Consider the following 16427-nt stretch of genomic DNA (forward strand, 5'->3'; position numbering starts at 1 on the left):
ATGATGAGCGACCGCGTTTAAGCGGTAGATTTCATCGCTGATGGAGCAGAAAAACGCTCCATGCGGTAATCAGGCTGAGAAGTCTGTAGCATCAAAAGTTTCCTTAAACGGAAACACCGTTTGACCACATCATGCAAAAATGAGAGACCTTTCATGAGTTCATTGAACTCTTGAAAGGTCTCTTTGATTTCGCAAAATCAATCTAATTCTTGCTCTAAAACCGCTTTTACTAAACGACGTACTTCATCTGTTGACGTTGTATCCATTAACTGGTTTCTTAGTTCGCCTGCGCCTCTAAATCCGCGAACATAGATTTTGAAAAAGCGAAGAAGCGGTTTAAATGAACGTGGCAGGATTTCTTTTGAATATTTATCGTGAAGATCCAACTGTAAAAGAAGTAAATGGAGAAAATCCTTCGCGCTATGCTCTTTAGGTTCTTTTTCAAAAGCAAATGGGTTGGTGAAAATGCCGCGGCCTATCATGACGCCATCGACGCCGTATTGTTCTACTAATTTTAATCCTGCTGCGCGGTCAGGAATATCTCCATTGATCGTTAACAACGTATTTGGAGCCATTTCATCGCGTAATTTTTTTATTTCAGGGATTAGCTCCCAGTGAGCAGCTACTTTACTCATCTCTTTTTTTGTGCGCAGGTGAATGGAAAGGTTCGCAATATCTTGCTTTAATATATGTCCTAACCAATCGCGCCACTCGTCAATATTATAGTAACCCAATCTTGTTTTAACACTAACCGGCAATCCGCCTGCTTTTGCTGCTTGAATAATTTCTGCTGCAACTTCAGGATGCTGTATTAATCCAGCACCTTTTCCATTGGATGCGACATTTTGTACGGGGCATCCCATGTTCAAATCGATACCACGAAACCCAAGCTTTTTCATATCCATACTCATCTGTTCAAAAAATTCGGGCTTATTGCCCCAAATATGAGCGACAATCGGCTGCTCATCTTCTGTGAACGTTAACCGGCCGCGTACACTGTCTTTTCCTAAAGGGTGACAATAACTTTCTGTATTCGTGAATTCCGTGAAAAATACGTCGGGCTTTGCAGCCTCACTAACGACGTGACGAAATACAACATCTGTGACATCTTCCATTGGTGCTAATATAAAAAATGGCTTTGGTAAGTCTAGCCAAAAATTTTGTTCGTTACTCATATTATCTCCTCTTGTTGCAATATATAAAACCATATAAGCTATAGCAAGTCCTTTACCCATCATACATAATATCATTTTTTTTCATTTGATGCACAGAATCGTTTGTGTGAGCGTGCAACCTGTCGACCTGTTCACGCATACGAAACATATGCTTGAATAATTCCATGACCACATCATGTAATTGAAGACACCTTAGAGTTTTATCTCTAAAGTGTCTTTTTATTATTATTCACAAATAGATACCGCTGTGAGTATAGCAAGAATTGTACTTGTGCCAGGAAGTACAGAAATTGTATCCTTATGATGGGCAGGCTAAATTTGTGAGGAATAGATAAGTAACGTGGATAATTTACTTATCCACTCGACAGTGTTATATTATTAGCAACAGGAGCTTATAATGCAGAAAGGAGCCGTGCGCGAACACGACTCCCCTGCAACAGCTGCTTTTAAGGGCAGTAGGCTTTAATCAGGTTTTACGACCGAAATAGACCGCATTCCTTGACCAGGGGGCGGTCTATTTTCGTTTTTCGGACAGCAGCGCTACGATAAGCAAACCAAAAGTAAGCATGATCATGAGTGCTTCAAATACTGTCACAAGGCATCACCTCCCTTCTGGGAGACTAGCCGACCGCCCATAAAGCCATTTCTATTGCCTACTGATTATAGCACAGAAATATCCATTTGAAGTAAAATCATCTTCTTATATGCTTTTGTTATGATAGTAATTTTATACTTTTAGTATGTAATAAATAGCCGCTATTATTATCGGTCAAGTCTGCGCCGATTTGTGAGCCAGTCATTCAGCCTACTTCCTAATCCAAGGAGGTGGGCTTTTTTAGTTAATTGGTCTGAATATAACGATAAAAGTTAAAGTATTTGTAAAAGCGGTTTTCTCTTGCGATCTTGCATTGATTAATCGACAAATAATAGGTATGATAATTAAGGCAACATGAAAACAAATAAAACAACATAAAAGCTACGGTGAAGTGATTAAGTCTAAGCGAAAAACATGCGAGGTATCGTACAATTTGAATGTGGATGAGGGATAGGCTTGGGGAAGCGTACGATAGGAAAGTCTGAATTTACTCGCGAGATGAAAGGATTAGTCGTTCCATCTGTGCTGTCCATGCTTGTTGCTAATTCATTCTCGCTAGTTAATATGCTGATGGTGACCAGCTTGGGAGATGGAGCTGTCGCTATTACAGCCGCAGCGGGTAGAATCAGCTTCATTTTATCGATGATTCTTACCGCCGTTTATGGAATGACTGCATATATGACCCAGTACTATGGAAAACAGCAGTATACGCTTTTGCGTGCGACATTCGGCTTTATGCTGCTGATGGGCATCGGCATCAGTCTTCTGGCATTTGCTGCTGTGTCGATTTGGAAGGAGCCGATTCTCTCATTATTTATTAAGGACGCTGAACTACTGCCGCTCGCAATTCAATACGTGACGATTATGGCGTTTGTTTTTCTAATCAGTGCAATCAGAGATGCTTATGCACAAGCGCTTGGGTCCATAGGGAAGGTTAAAATCACTTTGTATGTCGGACTATGTGCAATGGCAGTCAATATTACACTGGATTATGGGCTGATCTACGGCAAGCTGGGCTTGCCCAAGCTAGGTGTTGCAGGAGCTGCATGGGGAACATTAATCGCTTCGGGTGCGAGTCTGCTGGTTTTGTTAATTTTTATTTATAGAAAATCGTATTATGTAAATATTCGAGTACGAGAGCTGTTTAGTTTGCCTCAGATGCTGCGTAAGCAGGTGTTGAAAACGATAACGCCGCTAGTGTTTCACGAAGGAATGTGGTCGATTGGCAATATGCTGTATGCCGTAGCTTTTGGAGCATTGGGCATCGCGGCATTGACTACATTTCAGCTGGGGAATACGCTGCAGGGATATTTTATGATGGGGATTCACGGGTTTGCTTATGCAGCAAAGGTTATGATTGGACAAAAGCTGGGACAGGACAAGCCGGAGCAGGCGATGGATTATGCGCGCAGATTTACTCGCATTTCGGTCATTGCTGGTATAATCATTAGTGTCGTCATTATTATAGTTTCGCCATTTGCGGCCTTTGTTTTTCCGCACTTAAGCGAGGAGGTTCACGCATCTTTAGGAAATGTCCTGCTGCTGCAGGCTTTGGCTATGACCGCCTTTTTCTTGAATAATGTGTGGATTGTCGGTATGTTTAGAGCAGGCGGAGATAATTTGTTTACGATGAACATGATTTTAATTACAACATGGGCCATTGCATTGCCGGCGGTATTTGTTGGCGTGTACGTGCTCCATCTGCCGCTAGAGTGGGTTTATGCTTTATTTTTATGTGAAGAGATTAGCAAGGCTTTAATCGGGTACAAACGTTATCGTTCCCAGAAATGGATGCGGAATTTAGCTGGGCAAAGTCCGGAAGCGCCATCAGCGGCGGCATCTTTGTAGGGTCTGGGCGCGTGAGAATAGTAGCGAAGTAGAATAGGAGGGTTTGTGATGTCTCTCGCAGGCGAAGAAAGAAAGCTAAGCATTATGAACTTGCTGAATGAGCATGGAAAGGTCATTGCGGGCGACCTGGCGCGCATGTTCGAGGTTACAACAGAAACGATTCGCAGAGATCTCGATGAGCTGGAGAAGGAAAATAAGCTTAAGAAGGTGTATGGCGGCGCAATCAAGCTGAAGGTAGAGATAGAGCCTACATTGTTTGAAAGGGCCTGCATAAATCAAGAGGCGAAGGAGAAAATTGGCTATCTGGCTTTTACACTAATCGACGACCATGACATTATTTTTATAGATGAAGGCACAACACCGCTGCAGATTATCCCTTTTTTATCGCAAAAGAAGGAGGTTACCGTATTAACGAGCTCAATATCTGCCATGATGGCCTTGATTGAACTCAAGAAACGAGAGCAATTCGATGGCCGGGTTATTATGCTTGGCGGCGAAGTGAATGTGAAGCACCTCCGTGTAACCGGGGCTATTGCGGAAGCGAATATGTCTGATATTTTCGTGAATAAAGCATTTGTGACCGTAGATACTATATCGATTGAGCACGGATTTATGAGCTACGACTATGAGAAGGCGACGTTGACTCGCAAATGGATTCAGCAGTCGGAAACGTCTATTATTTTGGCGGACTCATCGAAATGGAACAAGCGGTCTATGGTTAAAATATGTGATTTCCAAAATGTCGATATCGTTATTTCGGAACTGGAGCCTCCGGCCGAATGGAAAACACAGCTGGAAGAGACGAATACGAGATGGATGATGCCAACTGAGTAGCATGGTGGTCCAATCCGTCGTAAAAGCCAGCAGAGAAGCGCGTCTTCTCTGCTGGCTTTTTTTGATGTTGTTTGTTGTTGTGTCAAAATTGTAATCGCTATGTTAAATCTTCTGAATCGCATTGTATTGGCTGTTTTTTCGCAGTAGAATGTTTAAAACAACATAAATAAAAATAAAAGCAATAAAAAGCAAATATTTGTTAAGCGAATGGATAACTAGGAAAACAGGAGTGATGATGATGAAGGACACTGTGTATTTAGACAAAAGCAAGAGGAAGTACAAAGGGAATTTGCATACGCATACGACATGGTCAGATGGATCGCAGGAGGCACCGGATGTTGTGGCTGCTTTCAAGTCTAAAGGCTATGACTTCATCAGCATAACCGATCATGATGTTTACGCTCGAACGGCTGATTATGACACTGAATCCTTCATCGTGCTGCCGGGCATGGAAAGAGGCGGCTTGAATTTAGTGCCGGATGAAGACCCAGGCTACCACTTTGGCGTGCTGGACGATCCGACGATACGTTCGGAGAAAGAGAGATTTCATCATTTGCAATCATTTGAGGTTCCCATTCCTTGGGAGGGGCTGCAATCCCCACAGAAGCTGATTGATGAAATGAAGGCGCATGGAAATCTCGTCATCTTCAATCACCCTGAATGGCATTTGACACGCTTTGAGGATATGGTACAGTACGATGGATTTTTAGCAGTCGAAATTTATAATCATGCAACGGAATGGACGCCTAGCTCTTCTTATGGGGCCGCCTACTGGGATCATGCGCTGCAAAATGGCAAGCGCGTGTTTGGTATTGCAGCTGATGACTCGCACGAGCATGACCAAGGCAGCAAAATTTCTGAGTATGGTGGCGGCTGGGTATGTGTCGAGGCGGAGGAGCTTACGCAGCAAGGGATCATTACGGCACTGAAGAACGGACAATTTTATTCCAGCTCGGGTCCTGAAATTTTTGATTATCGTGTGGAGGATGGGTTTGTCCATGTGGAGTGCTCACCCTGCCAGTATATGATGTTTAAAGCATTTCCGCTGCGCGGACCATTTCTCGTGGAACGCGAGACGGGCGAGCTGAAAACCTCTGGAAGCATGAAAATTAAGCAGGGCATGGAATATATTCGGGTGGAGTGTGTGGATGAGAAGGGCAGAATAGCGTGGTCTAATCCGATCTTTGTAGCAGATTTGGCGGAGGGGGAATAGCCATGAGAGATGCTGTTATTTTAGATGCTGGGCGTCAAAAGTATAAAGGAAACATTCATACGCACTCCATTCGCAGTGACGGTGAATATACGATAGAGCAGATGAGAGAGGCTTATCGTTCAAAAGGCTATCATTTTATGTGCTTGAGCGACCATGAAATTTATTTTCAGAGCGATGCGTATGACACCGAGAATTTTATTATGCTGGACGGCTATGAAATGGCTTGCGAGATGGAACGTGAGACGACTGGTCAGCAGTATCATCTGCATGGACTATTGGACCGATCGCTACAGGCGGAGAAGCCCTTTCAGCATGATGAGGAGCATGCGAAGCCAGATTACGAGAACTTGGATACCATACAGCAATTGATTGACGAAATGAGGAGTAAAGGCAATCTCGTCATTATGAATCATCCAGAGTGGTCTAAAAATCGGGAAGAGGATTTGCTTAAGCTTGAGGGCTATGCGGCGATTGAAATCTATAATCACCAGTCTGAAATTCAAGAGGCGGTCGGATACGGCATTTCCTACTGGGATTATGTCCTAAAGCGAGGCAAGCAAGTAAATGCCATTGCTGCTGACGATGCCCATGGTGGCCCGACGGATATGGCCGTATCCGAATTTTATGGCGGCTGGATTGTCGTAGAGTCTGAGCAGCTAGAGCAGCAGGCGATTATTGAGGCGATAAAAACAGGTCGTTATTACAGCTCCAATGGTCCGACCATTTATGATCTTCGTATGGAGAACGATAGGCTTAAGGTCAAATGCTCTCCTGTGCAAAGTATTCGCTTTATTACCTTTCCCCATAATGGCTTGGCTGAAATGGACCCTACTGGCGAATATATCACCGAAGCGGAATATTTCATTCAAAATGATGAGCAATATGTGCGAGTGGAATGCGTAGATGCAGCGGGCAAAGTCGCGTGGAGCAATCCGATCTATCCCAAATCCGAGTGGCAGGTATAGGAGGAGCTATGAGCAATCCATATGTATTATTGACGCCGGGCCCCTTGTCCACATCTGCAACGGTCAAAGAAGCGATGTTAAAGGATTGGTGCACTTGGGATCATGACTATAAAGCCATTGTCCAGCAGATTCGTCAGCAGTTGCTAGAGATTGGCCGCGCATCTAAGGAGCACTATACGGCTCTGTTCATGCAGGGCAGCGGCACCTTTGGGGTTGAAGCAACGCTTGGCTCAGTCATCCCGAATAATGGCAAGCTGCTCATTTTGCAAAATGGCGGATATGGGAAGCGCATCGAGGACATAGCAAAGGTGCTTCATATTCCACATGTATCCCTTGAGTTTGAAGCTAATGAGCAGATAGCTCCTCAAGTCGTCGAGAGGAAGCTAATTGAGGATACATCGATTACGCATGTCGCTATAGTCCATTGCGAGACGACAACCGGCATTTTGAATCCGCTGGAGGCGGTCATGGAGGTCATTAAGCGAAATAATCGAATCGCAATCATTGATGCGATGAGCAGCTTTGGCGGCATTCCGATTGCTGTGGAGGAGCTGCAAATCGATTTTATCATTAGCAGCGCGAATAAATGCATCCAAGGTGTTCCCGGCTTCAGCTTTATGCTTTGCAAAAGGGAGGAGCTTATGCAATGCAAAGGGAGAGCGCGCTCGTTATCGCTCGATCTGTATGACCAGTGGGAGACGATGGAGAACGACTCCGGCAAATGGCGATTTACTTCGCCAACGCATGTCGTACATGCATTTGCGCAGGCGCTGAAGGAGCTGGCTGAAGAAGGCGGAGTGGAAGCACGTCATGCGCGATATCGCGCCAACCAGCAAATCGTCGTGGAAGGGCTGACGCAAGCTGGCTTTACGGCTTACTTGCCGAGAGAGCTGCAGTCCCCGATTATTACAACCTTCTTGTATCCGGTGCATATTCCATTTGATTTTGAACATTTCTATAGCTTTTTGAAGTTGTCTGGCTTTGTCATTTATCCTGGTAAATTAACAGATGCCCAAGTATTTCGAATCGGAAATATTGGGGACGTGCATGCAAAGGATATGGAGCGGTTAAGTGAGCAAATATTACGTTATGTTGGAGAGATCAACTATGAAAATTGAAGGCGTTATTTTAGATTGGGCAGGGACGACCATTGATTATGGCTGCTTTGCGCCGGTACAGGTATTTATGGATGTTTTCGAGGAGATAGGCATTCCGGTAACGATGGAAGAGGTTCGCGCTCCTATGGGGCAGCTGAAGTGGGATCATATTCAAGCGCTGCTGCAAATGCCGAGAATAGAAGCCGCTTTTCAAGCGAAATTTGGCCGCAGCTATACGGAGACGGATATCGATGAGCTGCATGAGCGGTTTGAGCCCAGACTGCTGGCCATACTCCCGCAATACGGTAAGTTAAATCCATATGTAATAGAGACTATACAGCAGCTAAGACAGCAAGGACTGAAAATTGGAGCGACAACAGGCTATACGTCCACCATGCTGTCCATCGTGGCGAAAGCTGCTAAGGAATATGGCTACGAGCCTGATCATTGGGTAACCCCTGATCTGGTTATGAATAGGGGCAGACCTAATCCTTATATGATCTATGAAAATATGAAGCAGCTTGGCCTCCGCCATCATGCGCAAGTTGTTAAGGTTGGCGATACGATTTCTGACATACAGGAAGCGAATAGTGCTGGAGTGTGGGCGATTGGCATTGTGAAAGGCAGCTCTATGCTTGGTCTTACGGAGGTTGAGGCGCAGCAGCTCTCGCCAGAGGAAGAACGCCATATTATAGCTACTGTGAGCCAGAGGTATATGGAAGCAGGAGCCCATGCCGTTATTGAGGACATGTCCCAATTGCCTGCGATGATTGAGCAAATTAATGAACGTTTGATGAATGAGGAGCTGCCTTATGCCAAACCGCATCAATAGTCGGATTGAAGGTGATATCAATGGAACGGATGCCCGTCAAGCTTGGCAGGATGAGCATCTAAGTGAAGAAACGCTTGCTGTACTCGAACAAGACAGCAGGCTTTTTCTTCATCAGTCTATGTCTACGCCATGCTTGAATGCCATCGTAAACGCAGAGGGCATTTACATTGAGGATCAGGATGGACGCAAGGTGATCGATTTTCATGGAAACAGCGTTCATCAGGTAGGGTACAAAAATGAGTTTGTGATGAATGCCATCATAAAACAGATGCAGCAGCTGCCGTTTCTGCCTCGCCGCTATACGAGTCAGGTTGCTATTCAACTAGCACAGAAGCTGGTAGAGCTTGCGCCGGGAGATTTGAACAAGGTGCTGTTTACGCCAGGCGGCACCAGCGCAATTGGAATTGCGCTGAAGCTAGCGCGCAGGGCAACCGGCAAGCACAAAACGATTTCCACCTGGGATTCCTTTCATGGGGCAAGCCTGGATGCGATAGCGATTGGCGGCGAAGCTGTATTCAGAAGCGGGATTGGGCCGTTAATGTCTGGAACGGAGCATATGATGCCCTATAACAGCTATCGTTCAATCTTTGGCGATGGAGAAGCCGCAGCTGCCAAAAATCTCGATTACTTAAGCTATATGCTGGAGCGGGAAGATGACGTATGCGCGGTCATTCTAGAGCCGATTCGCAGCACGGATGTACAGATTCCTACCGCTGCCTACATGCAGCGGCTTCGTCAAATCTGCGATGATTATGGCGTGCTGCTCATCTTGGATGAAATACCGACGGCACTAGGCCGTACGGGCAAAATGTTCGTTCACGAGCATTTTGATATTGTTCCGGATATCGTCGTCATTGGCAAAGGCTTAGGCGGTGGGATTTTTCCGATGGCTGGCATTATTGCGAGAGAGCATTTGGATATTGCGGCCGATATTTCACTCGGACATTATACGCATGAGAAAAGCGCTGTAGGCTGTGCGGCAGCTTTGGCTACCATTGAATACATCGAAAAGGAAAATCTGCTTGCGCATGCGCAAAGCATGGAGCAATGGCTGAAGGCTCAGCTTCAGGAGCTGCAGAGGAAGTATGCCGTAATCGGCGATGTGCGGGTTAAAGGCATGCTGGCGGCAATTGAGCTCGTATCTGATCGAGAGACGAAAGAGAAGGAAGTAGCAGGCGCTGAAAAGGTTCTCTATGAATGCTTGTCCCGCGGACTTAGCTTCAAGGTGTCTTCAGGTAATGTCATCACGCTTGTTCCTCCATTAATTACAACCGTTAAGCAAATGGAAGAAGCGATCACGATATTGGATCAAACGCTTGAGCAAGTGTTCACAAAATAAAACAGCTCAATCATTTTGAAAACAACATCATTGCAATTAAAAGAATAAAAAAACAATTTATTAATGTGTAATTGACACAGTTTTTACAATTCTCCTTTATAGTTTAGTTAAGCCAGTGATAACTGGATAACGAGGAGGGTTTAAAAGCATGAAGAGGCTTGCACTTGGATTGGTTAGTGTAATGGCTAGTACCGCATTAGTAGCTGGATGTGGTACAGGCTCAAATTCTGGCGCTTCTACAAATGGAGGCGCACAGTCTTCTAGCAATGGCGAGAAAATGAAAGAGGTCGTGATCTCTGTTCGCGAGAACACATGGGGAGCGCGGAAGGACAATTTTGTAGAAGCAGAAAAGCGTTTGAACGAACAATTGAAGTCGGAAAATGTACAGGTGAAAATAGATTGGTGGCCTGGAATTGGCGATGATGAGCTGATTTTGCAAGCACAGGCGAATAAGGTAGCGGATGTATTTATTAACTCCAGTGTAGATATTGGCTGGCAGCTGAACGCCGGACTCATCCGTGATGTGGACTGGGTTGGAACCTCAGACGTGTTCAAAAATATGCCGGAGTCCTACAACAACATTATGAAATATGAAAACCACTACTATGGTGTCATTCAAGATATGGATGCTTCTCCCGTATTCATTAGCCGCAAAGCGCTGGAAGGCTTGGGCTGGACGGATACGCAAATGGATGAGCTGAAGGCTCGTGTTGATGCTGGCAGCTTCACATTCAGTGAGCTTGTAGATCTTGCAGATGCGGCTGTTAAGCAAAAGCTGGTTAAGGTTGGCTTTGGAGTTGAGGATACAAGGTTTGAAGGCTGGAATTATACATTCGGCAACTTCAATTATAGTGCGGAACAGAACAAGATGGTACTGTCGAAAAATACGCAGAAGGTTTATGAGTTCTGGCAAGACGCGAAGCAGCGCGGCGTAGTGACAGAGGGCATTGCTGAGATTGATACGGACAAGGCTGCCGAGCTGTTCATTAAAGGCGAATTATTTGCTGAATTTGCCCGTACTGAATTTTATCAAGTCATGCGTACACAACTTGGCATGGAAGAGGACTTGGCTGGCTATGAAGCATGGTTTAAGGAAAATGCGATCTGGATTCCAGTTCCATCGGTTGAGCAGGGAGGAAAACCAGTATCCTACAGCAACCCTGCGATGATCTATGTGGGACCTACTGTGGATGATGAGAAGATGCCTTATGTTCAAAAATTGATCGAGCATGTGCTGGATCCGGACCTGCAGGTTAATCATACCCTTAAGAGCGGCAAGCTGCCTGTAACAGCGGCAGCGCAGGAGGATGCCCGCTTCCAGCAAATGAGCTTCTACAAAGATCATGCTTATTTAATCGAATTTACAAAAACGCGCCCAGCCCAAATGGATTATGCGGTCTATATGAAATCCTTTACGCTTGGAATTGATGCGATTTTGACGAAAGGCCAAACAGCAGCAGAGGCCTTTGAGCTATTCCAAAAGGATATAAAGCAAAACGTGCCAGCGGACAGTCTCATTGTAGAATAACGATGATACCAAAAAAGGTGCTCTGATGACAAGAGCACCTTTCCATATATTTTGCTTATAGGAAGCAGGTGCAGATCTCATTATGGAGATCCCAGTAACTTCAGCCAAGACAGCTTACAAGAAACCTTTTGCCAAGAAAATGTACCCCTATTTATTCATTATGCCCTTTGCTCTTCTCGTGCTGGTCTTTTTTATTCTTCCGGCTATTGCGACCATTATTATGTCCTTTACCGATCTGAATGCATCGATGAAAATCAACTTTGTTGGTTTTGATAATTTCAAGCGCATATTTTCCGATTACAGCATGCCGCAAATTTTATGGAACACCGTTATATTTGCCGTAATTACGCTTGTATTCTCATTGTTTTTTGGTTTGTTTATATCGATCGCAACCCAATATTTCTTAAAGGGCAAATTGACGGCAGTCATTTATCGTGTCCTATGGTTAATTCCGAGCATCATTCCGGCAGTTGTATATGTAACGTTTTGGAAATATTTGTTTGATCCCACGGAGGGTGGGTTAATCAATAAATTTCTGCTCTTATTCCAGCCAGCCAGCGATCCTATCTCATGGTTTACGAAAATCGCTATGGCTATTGTGATCCTTGCTACGATTGTATCTACCACTTCAGGAGGCATGATTTTGTTATCTGCTGCAATCAGCTCGATACCTGAGGATTTGTATAAGGCTGCAAAAGTAGATGGAGCAAGTGAAAAATCGGTCATCACTAAAATCATCCTTCCATCCTTAAAATGGCCGTTAATGTATATTACGATATCCGATCTTATCGGCTTTGTGTCCTCCTATTTCTTCATCCTGCTGCTGACTAATGGCGGACCTATGCGAGACACGACGACGTTATCTCTATATGCGTACCAACAGGCCTTTCATTTAAAATATTATGGTTATGGCGCCGCTCTTTCGCTTATGGTTGTGCTGATCTCGCTTATTTTGACCTTATGGCTGCTGAGGCTGTTTGATTTCGATGAAATGATAAAGCCATCACGGATCGAAGATTAGGAGGCAAATATGTCGACAACGATAGTAAAAAAGCTGCTCGTACACACGTATATGCTGCTCTTCACCATGCCTATTATCGGCATGATTGTATGGTATTTTCTTACAGCCACCTTTAATGGTGCGACGGGTCAATTTTCGCTCGAGAACTTCAATTTTGTTAAGGAGCCTATCGAGTATGCGGGAGTTCATATGCCAGCGATTTGGCCCATTGTTCTAAATACATTAGTCTATTCGTTACTTATTGTATTAATTGAAATCGGCATTGCTGTGCCTGCTGCGTATGCGTTCTCTAGGCTCGATTTCAAAGGAAAGCTGGCCGCAATGAAGTTTCTGTTCCTTATGCGCTCTTTTCCAGGCATTACGCTCATTATTGCTACGTTCTTCATCCTAGTTCAAATGAATCTAGTGAATACCTACTTAGGCGTTATCCTCGTTGCTATAACGGGCTCCTTACCGGGCAGAGTATATATTATGAAAGGTTTCTTCGATGAGGTACCGTGGGATTTGGAATGGGCAGCGATGGTAGATGGATGCTCGAGATTTCGCGCGCTCATGAAGGTGCTTGTTCCCTATGTATTGCCGGGCATCGGGGCAATTGCCGTGTTCTCCTTCTTAGGCGCCTACGGCGAATGGTTTCTGTTCAAGCTGTTTATATTCGATGACAATATGCTGACGCTCGCCGGCTATCTGTCGCGGCTTGTAACGAAGGAAAATGTCATTATGAACTATGGATTAATTACAGCGATTGGTTTGTTTTATACGATTCCGCTCATCGTGTTCTATATTTTTACCCAAAAAATATTCCTGAAGGTTAATTTGGGAGGAGCAAAGCAAGTATGATTTCTCTTGTGAATATTGTGAAAGATTATGATGGCAAGCAAAATGGAGGACGAGCGGTTGACGGATTGAATCTCGAAATCGCAAAGGGTGAATTTGTCGCGCTGCTAGGCCCTTCAGGCTGCGGGAAAACGACTACACTAATGATGCTGGCGGGGCTGCTGAAGCCAACCTCCGGCGAAATCTATTTTAAGGATAAGCTGGTTAATCATGTGGAGCCGAAGGATCGGAATATCGGTATGGTGTTCCAGTCCTATGCGCTTTATCCTCACTTGACGGTTCGAGACAATATTGCATTTCCGCTTCGGGAGAGAAAAATGGCTAAGAAGGACGCCTACGAGCGTGCTTTGCATACGAGTAAAATATTGCAAATCGATCATCTGCTTGATCGCAAGCCGTCACAGCTGTCAGGCGGCCAGCAGCAGCGTGTGGCCATGGCGCGCGCGTTGTCCAAGGACCCGGAAATTTTGCTGCTGGATGAGCCGATGTCCAACTTGGATGCGCGATTGAAATTGGATGTACGGGATGAAATTCGGAAAATCCAACGAAAATTAGGTGTAACGACTATCATCGTCACGCATGACCAAGAGGAAGCATTGGCCATCTCTGATCGAGTAGCGATTCTTAACGGCGGGAAAATTCAGCAATACGCACCTCCCAGTGAGCTGTTCAATCATCCGTACAACCTGTTCGTCGCAAGCTTTCTAGGCAATCCGCCGATGAATTTGATTGATGGGATAGTCGAGCAAAGAGAAGAGCGGCAGTGGGTAAAGACGAAGCTGTTCGAGCTGGAAATACCTCAGTCGCGCAGGCTGGAGGCGCAGCATATAGGCAAGGCGGTCAAGCTGGGCATACGTCCGCATGATCTGTTCATTTCAGAGCAGCCAAGTGAATCATCGATTAGGCTGGAGATCGATCTGATTGAGCATCTAGGCAGTGGGCAGCTCGTTAAAATGACGGATCGGGCTGGACAGTCCGATATGATGATTCGTCTGCTGACCGATAACGAGAAGCGGTTAAAGGAGCGCGAGACGGTCTCGATTGATATAAGGCCGGATAAAATCCATTTGTTCGATATGACAGATGAAGGGCGCAATCTATTGCAGTTTCAATAGAATGAGAAGGAGTAAAGAATGACGATACCTAATCTTTTAATCGATCAGCATGTGCATTCCTCCTATTCGCCTGACTCCAGCTCAACGCTGGAGGAGCTAGTGCGATATGCGCTAGCGCTAGGGAAGCCGGCTGTCGTTACGACAGACCATTTAGAGTATGATTGCAAATATTTCAAACAGAATGTTCTCATTGATTGGAAGAGCTACAAGCAAGAAGTGGAGGAGCTGTCGCGGCGTTATAACATAGAGATTCGTAAAGGCATTGAGGTCGGCTATCGGAGCGATTATAAAGCTGTCATAAACGAATATTTGGCTCAGCAACAGTTTGACGTTATTTTGCTGTCGGCGCACAATGACGGCAATCTTGATTTTTCTGAAAAAGCCTATCATGATCTGCCGATTCAGCAAAGGCTTAAGCATTATTTTAGGCATGTAAGAGAGGCTGTCGACCAGATGGACAATTTTGATATCGTTGCCCATTTGGATTATGTAACGCGATACACAACCTATCCGGTTGAGGAACAAGATATAGCGGCTTGCAAGCCTATTTTGTACGATATATTAAAGCTGATCATTGAAAAGCAAAAGGTGCTGGAGCTGAACACAACTGGGCTCTATCGACAAGGCTGGATTCATCCGCATCCTTATATTCTCGACATGTATGTGGATTTAGGCGGCAAAGCGGTATCCATGGGCTCGGATGCCCATCAGGTGGAGCATTTAGAGCAAGGCTTCTCAGAAGCAATAGAGCTGCTGCATCGCAAGGGTATTCGAGAGGTTGTACAATTTAAGGGAAGAGTGCGATATTCGGTGTCAATCTAGCCATTAATAACAATAACCACTGTCCATGTTGATGGCAGTGGTTGTTGGATGTACTGAAGAAAATGGAGTATTGCCATGCTTTTCCTCAAGCTGACTACAGCACATTCACCGAGTTACCGGTAGCAATCGATTCATCAATAGCAAGGGATAGACGAACATCGATTAAAGCCTCCGCTAGCGAATAAAAGCTTTCCCCACCTGCTGCATAAGCCGTCATGCGAGCCAAAACCTCGGCCATCGCAATTTCCTCATCGGATAACTGGGCAGGATAGTACGGGTTGCGATAAAGGCATTCTGATCCTGTCCGCAATTCCCGGAGAGAAAGGGGCGCAAGGCTTCCCTCCAAGCCGTCTTGCATTCTTTTAATTGATAAATCCTCATAGTTATTGGCATCTAAATAGCGTGTCACCTCATTATCCCGAATTTCTCCCTTAGAGCCGCGTATTAGAATGCGATTATGTCGTATTGGCGAAAAATATTGAGAACGTGCGAAATCAAGGACGGCACTTTTCCCATCTCCGAAAGTTAAAATAGAAATATCTTGTCTTTCGGTTTCCAGCCGGTCTTGCGCGGCCTTTCCTCGATGGGGCACTTCTTGAATCGGGAGTTCAAAACGCCGCGAAACGATTTGGCAGCTGGAATTCGTAACCGAAAGCCACTGTCTAATTAAACTGATTCCGTGATAGCCATGTGCCGCCGATACCTGAACGTGACGTACTTCTCCCAGGCTTCCCGATTGAATCAGGGCGGTTCTGGCTTGATGATGCGGCTGCAAAAGGTATTGCTCGGCGATTTGGATACGAGCGCCTGCTTGGATGAGCGAGGAAACGAGCTGATAGCCTTCATCGTTGAAAGCCGGTGGCGTTTCGGCCAGCAGCGGAATATTCAATAACGCCGCTTCCTTCAGGACGTGGGGCATGGAGGCTTTCGAGACGGCTGCAACAAGAAATTCACAATGTTGTGCCAGCTCCTGAGGTTTTGAATAAAGGGGCACGTTCCATTGGTCAGCAGCATGCTGGTATTTTCCCGTGTCTCTAACCACGATACCCATTATTTTAAATAAATGCGGCAATTGCTTGGCAATTCGTAAATAAGCTTCCGCTCTCCAGCCAAATCCGATGATGCCGAAAGGTATAGGTTTTAGCATAATTTCTCTCCTTAACATATAATGCAGAAAGGAGCCGTGCGCTAACACGGCTCCCTTGC

Annotated in this window: 15 protein-coding genes; 12 read left to right on the forward strand and 3 right to left on the reverse strand. The window is 45.2% G+C overall.

What is annotated here, in order from left to right; all coding sequences use genetic code 11:
• Window positions 1-197: 197 nt before the first annotated feature.
• Both AC50YG_RS25095 and AC50YG_RS25100 read right to left on the reverse strand, forming a co-directional pair.
• Window positions 198-1175: a tRNA dihydrouridine synthase gene (locus AC50YG_RS25095; protein WP_494830733.1), complete on the reverse strand. Its 978-nt coding sequence runs from the start codon at window positions 1173-1175 to the stop codon at window positions 198-200.
• 514 nt (window positions 1176-1689) lie between these two features.
• On the reverse strand, window positions 1690-1770 hold the full coding sequence (locus tag AC50YG_RS25100; RefSeq protein WP_414811807.1) for a putative holin-like toxin: 81 nt from the start codon (window positions 1768-1770) through the stop codon (window positions 1690-1692).
• Window positions 1771-2226: 456 nt separating this feature from the next.
• Here AC50YG_RS25100 and AC50YG_RS25105 point away from each other — a divergent pair, with 456 nt between their 5' ends.
• From AC50YG_RS25105 to AC50YG_RS25160, 12 genes are all read left to right on the forward strand, one after another.
• Window positions 2227-3618: an MATE family efflux transporter gene (locus tag AC50YG_RS25105; RefSeq protein ID WP_494830735.1), complete on the forward strand. Its 1392-nt coding sequence runs from the start codon at window positions 2227-2229 to the stop codon at window positions 3616-3618.
• Window positions 3619-3666: 48 nt separating this feature from the next.
• Window positions 3667-4452 carry a DeoR/GlpR family DNA-binding transcription regulator gene (locus AC50YG_RS25110; RefSeq protein WP_494830737.1) on the forward strand — a complete coding sequence of 262 codons (786 nt, stop codon included), beginning with the start codon at window positions 3667-3669 and terminating at the stop codon, window positions 4450-4452.
• A 238-nt stretch (window positions 4453-4690) separates the two neighbouring features.
• A complete protein-coding gene (locus tag AC50YG_RS25115; protein ID WP_494830739.1) occupies window positions 4691-5665 on the forward strand; it encodes a CehA/McbA family metallohydrolase in 975 nt (324 codons plus the stop codon).
• 2 nt (window positions 5666-5667) lie between these two features.
• Window positions 5668-6630 (forward strand): CehA/McbA family metallohydrolase, encoded by a 963-nt coding sequence (locus AC50YG_RS25120; RefSeq protein ID WP_494830741.1) that lies wholly within the window; start codon window positions 5668-5670, stop codon window positions 6628-6630.
• A gap of 8 nt (window positions 6631-6638) precedes the next feature.
• Entirely contained in the window at window positions 6639-7748 is a 1110-nt protein-coding gene (phnW, locus tag AC50YG_RS25125) for a 2-aminoethylphosphonate--pyruvate transaminase (protein WP_494830743.1), read from the forward strand.
• Entirely contained in the window at window positions 7738-8559 is an 822-nt protein-coding gene (gene phnX / locus AC50YG_RS25130) for a phosphonoacetaldehyde hydrolase (protein WP_494830745.1), read from the forward strand. The genes phnW and phnX overlap by 11 nt, the downstream gene beginning before the upstream one ends.
• The gene (locus AC50YG_RS25135; protein ID WP_494830747.1) at window positions 8540-9898 is read left to right on the forward strand and encodes an aspartate aminotransferase family protein; all 1359 of its coding nucleotides are present in this window, start codon (window positions 8540-8542) and stop codon (window positions 9896-9898) included. Before phnX ends, AC50YG_RS25135 begins: the two co-directional genes overlap by 20 nt.
• A 148-nt stretch (window positions 9899-10046) precedes the next feature.
• Window positions 10047-11426 (forward strand): extracellular solute-binding protein, encoded by a 1380-nt coding sequence (locus tag AC50YG_RS25140; RefSeq protein ID WP_494830749.1) that lies wholly within the window; start codon window positions 10047-10049, stop codon window positions 11424-11426.
• Window positions 11427-11508: 82 nt separating this feature from the next.
• Window positions 11509-12447, forward strand: coding sequence for a carbohydrate ABC transporter permease (locus tag AC50YG_RS25145; RefSeq protein ID WP_494830751.1), 939 nt, complete (start codon window positions 11509-11511; stop codon window positions 12445-12447).
• Between the two features lie 9 nt (window positions 12448-12456).
• Entirely contained in the window at window positions 12457-13287 is an 831-nt protein-coding gene (locus AC50YG_RS25150) for a carbohydrate ABC transporter permease (protein ID WP_494830753.1), read from the forward strand.
• Window positions 13284-14399 (forward strand): ABC transporter ATP-binding protein, encoded by a 1116-nt coding sequence (locus AC50YG_RS25155; RefSeq protein ID WP_494830755.1) that lies wholly within the window; start codon window positions 13284-13286, stop codon window positions 14397-14399. The genes AC50YG_RS25150 and AC50YG_RS25155 overlap by 4 nt, the downstream gene beginning before the upstream one ends.
• Before the next feature lie 18 nt (window positions 14400-14417).
• On the forward strand, window positions 14418-15221 hold the full coding sequence (locus AC50YG_RS25160) for a histidinol-phosphatase HisJ family protein (protein ID WP_494830757.1): 804 nt from the start codon (window positions 14418-14420) through the stop codon (window positions 15219-15221).
• A 94-nt stretch (window positions 15222-15315) separates the two neighbouring features.
• Here the strand turns inward: AC50YG_RS25160 and AC50YG_RS25165 are convergent, their stop codons facing one another.
• Window positions 15316-16368 carry a Gfo/Idh/MocA family protein gene (locus AC50YG_RS25165; RefSeq protein ID WP_494830758.1) on the reverse strand — a complete coding sequence of 351 codons (1053 nt, stop codon included), beginning with the start codon at window positions 16366-16368 and terminating at the stop codon, window positions 15316-15318.
• Window positions 16369-16427: the final 59 nt, after the last annotated feature.

The sequence above is a fragment of the Paenibacillus sp. J31R34 genome (assembly GCF_059383715.1).

Bases quoted from the DNA above. Each gene is read 5' to 3' on its own strand.
- AC50YG_RS25095 (WP_494830733.1), bottom strand. From the start codon at position 1,175: ATGAGTAACGAACAAAATTTTTGGCTAGACTTACCAAAGCCATTTTTT.
- AC50YG_RS25110 (WP_494830737.1), top strand. From the start codon at position 3,667: ATGTCTCTCGCAGGCGAAGAAAGAAAGCTAAGCATTATGAACTTGCTG.
- AC50YG_RS25115 (WP_494830739.1), top strand. From the start codon at position 4,691: ATGAAGGACACTGTGTATTTAGACAAAAGCAAGAGGAAGTACAAAGGG.
- AC50YG_RS25120 (WP_494830741.1), top strand. From the start codon at position 5,668: ATGAGAGATGCTGTTATTTTAGATGCTGGGCGTCAAAAGTATAAAGGA.
- phnW (WP_494830743.1), top strand. From the start codon at position 6,639: ATGAGCAATCCATATGTATTATTGACGCCGGGCCCCTTGTCCACATCT.
- phnX (WP_494830745.1), top strand. From the start codon at position 7,738: ATGAAAATTGAAGGCGTTATTTTAGATTGGGCAGGGACGACCATTGAT.
- AC50YG_RS25135 (WP_494830747.1), top strand. From the start codon at position 8,540: ATGCCAAACCGCATCAATAGTCGGATTGAAGGTGATATCAATGGAACG.
- AC50YG_RS25140 (WP_494830749.1), top strand. From the start codon at position 10,047: ATGAAGAGGCTTGCACTTGGATTGGTTAGTGTAATGGCTAGTACCGCA.
- AC50YG_RS25145 (WP_494830751.1), top strand. From the start codon at position 11,509: ATGGAGATCCCAGTAACTTCAGCCAAGACAGCTTACAAGAAACCTTTT.
- AC50YG_RS25150 (WP_494830753.1), top strand. From the start codon at position 12,457: ATGTCGACAACGATAGTAAAAAAGCTGCTCGTACACACGTATATGCTG.
- AC50YG_RS25155 (WP_494830755.1), top strand. From the start codon at position 13,284: ATGATTTCTCTTGTGAATATTGTGAAAGATTATGATGGCAAGCAAAAT.
- AC50YG_RS25160 (WP_494830757.1), top strand. From the start codon at position 14,418: ATGACGATACCTAATCTTTTAATCGATCAGCATGTGCATTCCTCCTAT.
- AC50YG_RS25165 (WP_494830758.1), bottom strand. From the start codon at position 16,368: ATGCTAAAACCTATACCTTTCGGCATCATCGGATTTGGCTGGAGAGCG.